The sequence below is a fragment of the Rhizobium moroccans genome (genome assembly GCF_057559155.1).
This window is the reverse complement of the sequence record NZ_JBHFJG010000041.1, coordinates 163,001-173,055: the sequence shown is the minus strand read 5'-3', so window position 1 is coordinate 173,055 and position 10,055 is coordinate 163,001. Positions and strand designations below refer to the sequence as shown.

At 63.1% G+C, this 10,055-nt stretch carries 8 protein-coding genes; 7 read left to right on the top strand and 1 reads right to left on the bottom strand.

What is annotated here, in order from left to right; all coding sequences use genetic code 11:
• Window positions 1–33: 33 nt before the first annotated feature.
• Entirely contained in the window at window positions 34–909 is an 876-nt protein-coding gene (locus tag ACE04I_RS20095; protein ID WP_046794751.1) for an aldo/keto reductase family oxidoreductase, read from the bottom strand.
• A 93-nt stretch (window positions 910–1,002) separates the two neighbouring features.
• Between ACE04I_RS20095 and ACE04I_RS20090 the strand changes: the two genes are divergently transcribed.
• The 7 genes from ACE04I_RS20090 (at window position 1,003) to ACE04I_RS20060 (ending at window position 9,873) form a co-directional block, all read left to right on the top strand.
• Window positions 1,003–1,905 (top strand): LysR family transcriptional regulator, encoded by a 903-nt coding sequence (locus tag ACE04I_RS20090; RefSeq protein WP_046794750.1) that lies wholly within the window; start codon window positions 1,003–1,005, stop codon window positions 1,903–1,905.
• 196 nt (window positions 1,906–2,101) lie between these two features.
• Window positions 2,102–3,625 (top strand): sugar ABC transporter ATP-binding protein, encoded by a 1,524-nt coding sequence (locus tag ACE04I_RS20085; RefSeq protein WP_046794749.1) that lies wholly within the window; start codon window positions 2,102–2,104, stop codon window positions 3,623–3,625.
• Entirely contained in the window at window positions 3,625–4,629 is a 1,005-nt protein-coding gene (locus ACE04I_RS20080) for an ABC transporter permease (protein WP_046794748.1), read from the top strand. The genes ACE04I_RS20085 and ACE04I_RS20080 overlap by 1 nt, the downstream gene beginning before the upstream one ends.
• Window positions 4,630–4,703: 74 nt before the next feature.
• Window positions 4,704–5,669 (top strand): substrate-binding domain-containing protein, encoded by a 966-nt coding sequence (locus tag ACE04I_RS20075; protein ID WP_046794747.1) that lies wholly within the window; start codon window positions 4,704–4,706, stop codon window positions 5,667–5,669.
• A 139-nt stretch (window positions 5,670–5,808) separates the two neighbouring features.
• Window positions 5,809–6,861, top strand: a complete 1,053-nt coding sequence (locus ACE04I_RS20070) for a sugar phosphate isomerase/epimerase family protein (RefSeq protein WP_046794746.1) — start codon at window positions 5,809–5,811, stop codon at window positions 6,859–6,861.
• 176 nt (window positions 6,862–7,037) lie between these two features.
• Window positions 7,038–8,210: a Gfo/Idh/MocA family protein gene (locus ACE04I_RS20065; protein ID WP_046794745.1), complete on the top strand. Its 1,173-nt coding sequence runs from the start codon at window positions 7,038–7,040 to the stop codon at window positions 8,208–8,210.
• A 298-nt stretch (window positions 8,211–8,508) separates the two neighbouring features.
• Window positions 8,509–9,873 carry a GH1 family beta-glucosidase gene (locus tag ACE04I_RS20060; RefSeq protein ID WP_046794744.1) on the top strand — a complete coding sequence of 455 codons (1,365 nt, stop codon included), beginning with the start codon at window positions 8,509–8,511 and terminating at the stop codon, window positions 9,871–9,873.
• Window positions 9,874–10,055: the final 182 nt, after the last annotated feature.

Sequence of the window (10,055 nt, the reverse complement as noted above, 5' to 3'; positions counted from 1 at the left end):
CCGGCAGGCCAGAGGGGGAGGTGACTGCTCGCGTCACGCAGCTTGTTTGCCCCCAATCCCATCCAGCTCGCGGACCGCATCTTCCGGCAAGGTCAGCTCGGAAGCCGCAAGGTTTTCCTTCAAGTGCGTGACCGACGAGGTGCCGGGGATGAGAAGGATGTTCGGCGCGCGCTGCAGGAGCCACGCAAGCGCCACCTGCATGGGTGTGGCGCCGAGCCGTTCCGCGACGTTCGAAAGCGTCGAGGACTGGAGCGGCGAGAAGCCGCCGAGCGGGAAAAAGGGCACGTAGGCAATGCCCTCGCCGGCAAGCTGGTCGATCAAAGCATCGTCCTGCCGATGAGCAACATTGTACATGTTCTGCACGCAGACGATTTCGGTGATCTTGCGGCTGTCGGCCACCTGTTTCGCGGTGACGTTGGAAAGGCCGATATGGCGGATCAGGCCCTGGTGCTGCAGGTCCGCGAGCACCGTCACCTGTTCCTCGATCGATCCTTCGGCCGGACCGTGCACATCGAGCATTGAGCGGAAATTGACGACGTCGATGACGTCTACGCCGAGATTGCGAAGGTTGTCGTGGACGGCGGCGGTCAGTTCCTCCTTGGATGTGGCCGGGAGCCATTCGGCATTCGGGCCGCGTCTGGCCGATACCTTGGTGACGATGGTGAGATTATCCGGATAGGGGTGAAGGGCCTCGCGGATGATCTGGTTGGTGACATGCGGCCCATAGAAGTCGCTCGTGTCGATATGGTCGACGCCGGCGGCAACAGCCTCCCGCAGGACGGCAATGGCGGCGGCGCGATCCTTCGGCGGGCCGAAAACGCCGGGGCCGGCGAGCTGCATGGCGCCGTAGCCGAGCCGTTTCACGGTGCGGTTGCCGAGGGTGAATGTTCCGACGGTGTCGAGGGGCATGGTCGTCTCCTTTGCTGATGAGCAAAAGATAGAGGTTGGCGATAGGCGGGATAAGGCGCTACAATTCGGACGGGTTGTGCGGAATAGCGAACAATGAAAATCGAGACGAGCGATCTTGAGGCTTTCGTTGCGGTGGCGCGAGCCGGAGGCTTTCGGGAGGCTGCACGGTCATCGGATGCCAGCGCTTCCAGCCTGAGCGAGGCGGTCAGGCGCCTTGAAACGAAACTCGGCGTGCGGCTGCTGAACCGAACCACGCGAAGCGTCATCGCAACCGAGGCGGGCCGAGGGCTGCTGGAGCGGGTCGGCCCGGCGTTCGACGAGATGGAAGCGGCGCTCGACGTGGTGAACGGCTACCGCGACCGGCCGGTCGGTTCGCTTCGCCTCAATGTGCCCGCCAGCGCCGCCCGGCTCGTGCTGCCGCACATCGTGCCGGAATTTCTCAAGGCCTATCCCGATGTGCGTCTGGAGGTGATGACGGACGAGAGCTTCGTCGATGTCCTGAAGGTGGGCTGCGATGCGGGTATCCGTTATGAAGAGCGGCTGGAGCAGGACATGATCGCCGTGCCGATCGGCCCGAGGGTTCAATGTTTTGCCGCCGCCGCATCGCCCGCCTATCTTGACCGTCACGGGCGGCCCGAGCATCCGCGTGATCTTTTGCGCCATACCTGCCTGCGTCACCGCTTCGCCAGCGGCCGGATGCCCCCCTGGGAATTCGAGAAGGATGGCGAGCTCGTCGTCGTCGATCCGACCGGTCCGCTCATCGTCCAGGCGGGGGGAGCAAGTGATCTCGCCATCGACGCGGCCGTGTCGGGGCTCGGCGTCGTGGCCCTGTTCGAGGAATGGCTGCGTCCGCACCTCGACAGCGGAGCACTGGAGCCGGTTCTGGAACCCTGGTGGCTGCGTTTTTCAGGCCCGTTCCTCTACTATCCGGGGCGGCGGCTGGTGCCGGCGCCGCTTAGGGCATTCATCGACTTCATCAAGGCACACCACGCATAGACAGTCCCTTCGCGCTCCGACGAATTGGGGATGTAGTCGCAAGCACAAACCTGCTTTACGTACCTCAGAAACTAGGTTAGCGTCTAATTCCGATGGGAGGAGTATTGGTGAAGGTAATCGATTACATTGATGCCGGCGTGGACGTCGCGACCGGGTGTCCGAAGTCGTGCGGGCGCTATTTTCGCGGTGGCCGGGCATGACTGCGGCGATCTCGCACGACAGCGCTCCGCTTCTGGAGGCGGTCGGCCTTTCCAAGACCTTTGGCATCGTGGAAGTGCTGCGCGACATCGGCCTGACTGTCAAGGCAGGTGAGGTTCACGCCATCATCGGCGAGAACGGTGCGGGCAAATCGACGCTGATGAAAATTCTTGCCGGCAACCAGCCGCCGACGCGCGGCGAGATGCGGATGGATGGTCAGCCGGTTACCTTTTCCGGTCCGGTGGATGCCGAAAACCGCGGCATCGTGCTGGTGCATCAGGAAATCCTCCTCGCGCCCGACCTCACGGTCGCGCAGAACATCTATCTCGGCCGGGAACTCAAAAAGGGCCTGACGGTGGACGACCGCGCCATGAACGAGAGCGCGGCAAAGGCGATCCGCGATCTCGGCGGCGATATCGATCCGAACGCCATCGTCTCGCGGCTGTCGATCGCCCAGCGCCAGCTCGTGCAGATCGCCCGCGTGCTGCTCGTGCCGCATCGGGTCGTGATCTTCGACGAGCCGACCGCGTCGCTGACGCCGCACGAGACCGAGGCGCTGCTCAAGGTCATCAAGGATATCCGCGCCAAGGGCGTCGCCGTCCTCTACATTTCTCACCGCCTGCCGGAGGTGAAGGAGATCGCCGACCGCGTGACGGTGCTGCGCGACGGCCGACTCGTCGCCTCGCACGATGCGAGCGAACTGGAGCCCGCCGACATGGCGCGGCTGATGGTCGGGCGCGACGTCGCCAAGCTTTATCCGGATCGTCATGCCGGCGTTGCGCGCGAAGTGGTGCTGGAAGTCGAGCATCTCGACGTTCCCGGCTATGCGCAGGATGCGTCCTTCCAGCTCCGCAAGGGTGAAATTCTCGGCTTTGCCGGTCTCGTCGGCGCCGGGCGCACGGAGCTGATGGAAGGTCTCGTGGGCTTGAGGCCGAGCCGCGGCACGGTTCGTCTCAACGGCAAGCCGATCAGTTTCCAGGATGTGCATGCGAGCCTGAAGGCGGGCATCGCCTACCTTTCGGAAGATCGGAAGGGCAAGGGCCTGCTGCTGACGAAGGACCTGCGCGTCAACCTGACGCTCGCCTCGCTCGGCAAGTTCGTCAACGCCCTCCAGATCGACCGCAAGCGCGAGAGCGATGCGCTCGACGAGGCGATCCGCGAATTCGATATCCGCACCGGCCGGAAGGATATTCTCGCTGGCCAGCTTTCGGGCGGCAACCAGCAGAAGCTGTTGCTCGCCAAGATGATGATGCTCGATCCCTCGATCGTCATTATCGACGAGCCGACGCGCGGCATCGACATCGGCAACAAAGAACAGATCTATAAATTCATCGCCAAACTCGCGGAGGAGGGGCGCTCGATCATCGTGGTCTCCTCCGAAATGCAGGAACTGATCGGCATCTGCGACCGCATCCTGGTCATGCGGTCCAGCCGGATCGTCGGCGAAGTCACGGGAGACCATATGAACGAGAATGAGATCGTGGTGCTGGCAACGGGCGTGAAGACCGGGGAGGCCGCGTGATGACCACCGCCGCCACCGAAACAGCCAAGGCGCCGAAGACCTCGCGGGATTGGGACATGGCCGCGATCGCGCCCTTCATCGCGCTCGCGCTGCTCCTCATCCTCGGCTATTTCGCCAATCCGAACTTCGTTTCGGTCGCCAATATCCTCAACGTCGTCACCCGCAGCGCCTTCATCGCCATCATCGCGCTCGGGGCGACCTATGTCATCTCGTCGGGCGGGCTCGATCTTTCGGTCGGCTCCATGGTCGCCTTCGTTGCGAGCCTGATGATCCTGTTCCTGAACGCAGCGCCGATCGCCGATCCGATGATGCTGCTGATCGCGGGCATGCTGCTGGCCCTTCTGCTGGGTGCTGCCTGCGGCCTTTTCAACGGTCTGATCACCACCGTGGGCAGGATCGAGCCCTTCATCGCCACGCTCGGCACGATGGGCATCTATCGCGGGCTCACCACCTGGCTTTCCCAGGGCGGCGCCATCACGCTGCGCGACCGCGAGCTGCAAGCGCTCTACCGCCCGGTCTATTTCGGAGACATCTTCGGCGTTCCCGTGCCGATCGTGGCGATCTTCGTCACAGCCGCGCTCGCCGCCTTCGTGCTCTACCGCACGCGCTATGGACGGCACGTGATCGCGGTGGGCTCCAACGAGGACGTCGCGCGCTATTCCGGCATCTCGGTCAGGAAGGTGCGCACCATCGCCTATGTCATCCAGGGCCTCTGCGTCGCTGTCGCCGTGCTGCTCTACGTCCCGCGCCTCGGTTCCACATCCGCCACCACCGGCATCCTGTGGGAGCTGCAGGCGATCACGGCGGTCGTCGTAGGCGGCACGGCGCTGCGCGGCGGGGTCGGGCGCATCTGGGGCACGGTCTGCGGCGCCTTCATCCTGGAGATCGTCGGCAACATCATGCTGCTTTCGAACTTCGTCAGCGAATACCTGATCGGCGCAATTCAGGGGGCGATCATCATCATCGCCATGCTCGTGCAGCGGTCGCTGATGCGCAGATCATAAGAGACAGGCCGGGCGGATCGGGGGCGCCTGGCTCAAGTATCGAATACCCCGCAAAACATCTTGGGAGAGAGAACATGCGTAGAAGAACTTTCGGGCTGGCCGCCGCCGCGCTTGCCGCTTCGGTTGCCCTCGGCCCCAGCCTCGGCTGGGCGCAGGAGGAAAAGAAGGTGACGATCGGCGTCTCCATTCCGGCCGCCGACCACGGCTGGACGGCCGGCGTCGTCTTTCATGCCGAACGCGTCGCCAAGCTTCTGATGGAAGAGCATCCAGGCCTCAACGTCATCGTCAAGACCTCCGCCGATCCGGCGAGCCAGGCGAATGCCGTGCAGGACCTTGCCGTCCAGGGCATCAATGCCCTCGTCATCCTGCCGACGGACCCGGATCAGCTCGTCAACGCCATCCAGCAGGTCAAGGACGCCGGCACCTATGTCGCTCTTGTCGACCGCGCGCCGAGCGTCAACGACAACACGATCCGCGACCTCTATGTGGCCGGCAACAACCCGGCTCTCGGCCGCGTGGCGGGCCAATACATCGCCAAGACCACGCCGGAGGCTGAGGTCGTCGTCATCCGCGGCCTGCCGATTCCGATCGACCAGCAGCGCCAGGACGGCTTCGATGAAGGTATCAAGGGCTCGAACGTCAAGGTTCTGGAGCGCCAGTACGGCAACTGGAACCGCGACGACGCCTTCCGCGTCATGCAGGACTACCTCACCAAGTATCCGAAGATCGACGTGGTCTGGGCTCAGGACGACGACATGCTGGTCGGCGTGCTCGAAGCCATCCAGCAGGCGAACCGCAGCGACATTCAGTATGTCGTCGGCGGCGCAGGCTCGAAGGACATGGTGAAGCGGGTCATCGACGGGGACAAGATGGTGCCGGTCGATGTTCTCTATCCGCCGGCGATGGTGGCGACCGCCATGCAGCTCACCGCCGCCAATTTCTACGATCAGGTTCCGGTCAGCGGCGAATACATCCTCGACGCCACGCTGGTGACCAAGGACAATGCCGAGCAGTTCTACTTCCCGGATTCTCCGTTCTGATGAAATCTCGGGGCGCGCACGGCCTTCGTGCGCGCCCTCTTTCGATCATTCCTTTCCAGTCATCCGCCAGCCGCTTGTTTCGGCGCACGGCATTTTCGCGATCCTCCCGATCATCGCGTTTCAGACGAGGAGAAACATCATGAAGACGATCAAGGGCCCGGCCATTTTCCTCGGCCAGTTCGCGGGCGATGCAGCCCCGTTCAATACCTGGGACGGCATCACCAAATGGGCCGCCGAGAAGGGCTATGTCGGCGTGCAGGTGCCGACCTGGGCGAGCCAGCTCATCGACCTGAAAAAGGCCGCCACCTCGAAGGATTATTGCGACGAATTCGCCGGCATCGCCCGCCAGAACGGCGTCGAGGTGACCGAGCTTTCCACCCATCTTCAGGGCCAGCTCGTGGCCGTGCACCCGGCCTATGACGAGGCCTTTGACGGCTTCACCGTACCGGAGATGCGCGGCAATCCGAAGGCGCGCCAGGAATGGGCCGTCGATCAGGTGAAGATGGCGCTTACCGCCTCGAAGAACCTCGGCATCAAGGCGCATGCGACCTTTTCCGGCGCGCTCGCCTGGCCCTTCATCTATCCCTGGCCGCAGCGCCCGGCCGGTCTCGTGGAAACTGCTTTCGACGAACTCGCCCGCCGCTGGACCCCGATCCTGAATCATGCGGACGAATGCGGCGTCGACGTCTGCTACGAGATCCATCCGGGCGAAGACCTGCATGACGGCGTCACCTTCGAGATGTTCCTGGAGCGGGTGAAGAATCATTCCCGCGCCAACATGCTCTACGACCCGTCGCACTACGTGCTGCAGTGCCTCGATTATCTGGACAACATCGACATCTACAAGGACCGGATCAAGATGTTCCACGTCAAGGACGCGGAATTCAATCCGACCGGCCGGCAGGGCGTCTATGGCGGTTATCAGGGCTGGGTGCAGCGGGCGGGGCGCTTCCGCTCGCCGGGCGACGGACAGGTGGATTTCGGGTCGATCTTCTCCAAGATGGCGGCGAACGATTTCGACGGCTGGGCCGTGGTCGAATGGGAATGCGCTTTGAAGCATCCGGAAGACGGCGCGCGCGAGGGCGCCGAGTTCGTCAAGGCGCATATCATCCGCGTCACCGAAAAGGCCTTCGACGACTTCGCCTCCGGCGGCACGGACGAAGCGGCCAACCGGCGGATGCTGGGGCTTTAAAGAAGAATTCCCCTCCCCAACCCTTCCCCACAAGGGGGAGGGGCTTAACCTGCCGCACCGTTGTTGCCTAGGGCAGAGACAGTGCCGCGAGTTTTCTCCCCCCTTGTGGGGGAGATGGCCGGCAGGCCAGAGGGGGAATCTTCCTCGCAAACAAGAGGTTCAGGAGAGGATATTTCATGGCAATCGAAGGTAAGGACGAACAGGCGCGCGAGCCCCGCATTAGGCTCGGCATGGTGGGCGGCGGAGCGGGCGCCTTCATCGGCGCGGTGCACCGCATGGCCGCAAGGCTGGACGACCAGTTCGATCTGGTGGCGGGAGCGCTTTCCTCCACGCCGGAAAAGGCGATCGCTTCCGGCCGCGATCTGGGGCTCGATCCCGCCCGCACCTATGGCAGCTACAAGGAAATGGCGATCCGCGAGGCGCGGCTGAAGAACGGCATCGAGGCCGTATCGATCGTCACGCCCAATCATGTGCACTACGAGGCCGCGAAGGAATTTCTCCGGCGCGGCATCCATGTGATCTGCGACAAGCCGCTCACCTCCAATCTCACTGACGCGAAAAAGCTCAAGAAGGTGGCGGACGAGAGCGATGCGCTCTTCATCCTCACCCATAACTACACCGGTTATCCGATGGTGCGTCAGGCCCGCGAGATGATCGCCAACGGCGATCTCGGCAAGATCCGCGTCGTGCAGGTGGAATATCCGCAGGACTGGCTGACGGAAGCTGTGGAACAGACCGGCGCCAAGCAGGCCGTGTGGCGTACCGATCCGGCGCAGTCGGGGGTGGGCGGTTCGACCGGCGATATCGGCACGCATGCCTATAACCTCGCCTCCTTCATCACGGGGCTGACGCTCGAAAGCCTCGCCGCCGATCTCGACAGCTTCGTGGAGGGCCGCAGGCTCGATGACAACGCGCATGTGCTGCTGCGCTTCGAAGGCGGTGCCAAGGGCATGCTCTGGTGCAGCCAGGTGGCGCCCGGCCATGAGAACGGCTTGAAGATCCGCGTCTATGGCACCAAGGGCGGCATCGAATGGGTGCAGGCCGATCCGAACTATCTGTGGTTCACGCCGTTCGGCGAGCCGAAGCGGCTCATCACCCGCAACGGCGCGGGTGCAGGTGCGGCCGCCGCCCGCGTCTCCCGCATTCCGTCCGGCCATCCGGAAGGCTATCTCGAAGCCTTCGCGACGATCTATACGGAAGCCGCCCACGCCATCAACGCGAAGAAGAAGGGCGCCAAGCTGGACAAGGGCGTCATCTACCCGACCGTCGACGACGGCGTTAAGGGCGTCGCCTTCGTCGAGGCCTGCGTGGCCTCCTCGAAGAAGAACGGGGCCTGGGTGAAGGTTTGAGAGCGTTATGCGGTGTCGTTGCGTTACGCATGACACCGTCATTCCTGTGCTTGTCACAGGAATCCAGCGCGCCCAAGTCTTTGGGCGCGAGAGACCCATTGGATAAATGAATTCATTCACGGCGCAGACGCGCCGTGGCTGGATCCCTGTGACAAGCACAGGGATGACGGAGAATAGGCCGTGCTCACCCCTGCAACGTTGCAGAAATCTCCGCCGCAAACCTGTACAACCGCGCTCTCGTTGATTAAATCGCCGCTGGAACGCCGGTTTTCCGGCAACGAACAGAGAGGCAGGCACCATGATCGATCCCAAGACCCTCGCCTCCCGCTTTCCCGGCGATTTCCTGTTCGGCGTGGCCACGGCCTCCTATCAGATCGAAGGGGCCGCCAAGGCGGATGGCCGCAAACCCTCCATCTGGGACGCCTTCTCCAACATGCCGGGGCGCGTCTACAATCGTCATAACGGCGATGTCGCCTGCGACCATTACAATCGCTGGGAGGAGGATCTCGATCTCATCAGCGAGATGGGCGTGGCAGCCTACCGGTTCTCCATTGCCTGGCCGCGCATAATTCCTGACGGCATCGGCCGGGTGAACGAAAAAGGGCTCGATTTCTACGACCGGCTGCTCGACGGCTGCAAGGCGCGCGGCATCAAGACCTATGCGACGCTCTATCATTGGGACCTGCCGCTGGCATTGATGGGCGAGGGTGGCTGGACGGCCCGCTCCACGGCCTATGCCTTCCAGCGCTATGCGAAAGTGGTCATGGCGCGGCTCGGCGACCGGCTGGATGCGGTCGCCACCTTCAACGAACCCTGGTGTTCGGTCTGGCTCTCCCATCTCTACGGCGTGCATGCACCCGGCGAGCGCAATATGGAAGCGGCGCTTGCGGCCATGCACACCACTAACCTCGCGCACGGCCTCGGCGTCGAGGCGATCCGCCATGTGGCGCCGAACGTGCCGGTCGGGCTGGTGCTGAATGCCCATTCCGTCATCGCGGGCAGCGAGAGCGCGGAAGACAAGGCGGCGGCCGAACGCGCCTTCGATTTCCACAACGGTTCCTTCTTCGATCCGGTCTTCAAGGGAGAGTATCCGGCAAGTCTCGTGGAGGCTCTGGGTGACCGAATGCCTCCGGTGGAGGAGGGCGATCTCGACGTGATCAGCCAAAAGCTCGACTGGTGGGGCCTCAACTATTACACGCCGATGCGCGTCCTTGCCGATCCCGCGGAAGGCGCGGAATTCCCCGCGACGACACCGGCGCCCTTCGTCGCCGAAACGGTCACCGATATCGGCTGGGAGGTCTATTCGCCGGCGCTGAAGTCGCTGGTGGAGGAGCTTTATCGCCGCTACGACCTGCCGGATTGTTACATCACCGAAAACGGCGCGTGCTATAACATGGGCGTGGTGGATGGCGAGGTGGACGACCAGCCGCGGCTGGACTACTACGCCGAGCATCTTTCGGTCGCCGCCGATCTCGTTGCGGACGGTTATCCGCTGCGCGGCTATTTCGCCTGGAGCCTGATGGACAATTTCGAATGGGCGGAAGGCTATCGCATGCGCTTCGGCCTCGTGCACGTGGACTACGGCACCCAGGAGCGCACCGTCAAGAAAAGCGGCAAGTGGTATCGCGAGCTTGCCTCGCAGTTCCCGAAGGGCAACCACTAAGCAATTCCAGGAAAAGTGGGAACCGGTTTTCCGTCCGAAATTGCGTAAGCAAACGGGCGCACTCGCGCTTGCGAGAAGATTTTTCCTGATTTCGCGTTGAAAGGGAAAAACATCCCTGTCAAAATAAACGGACTGCGGGCATCTATGCGGCAGAAACGAGGCCGCTCCGGCCCCTTGAAGTG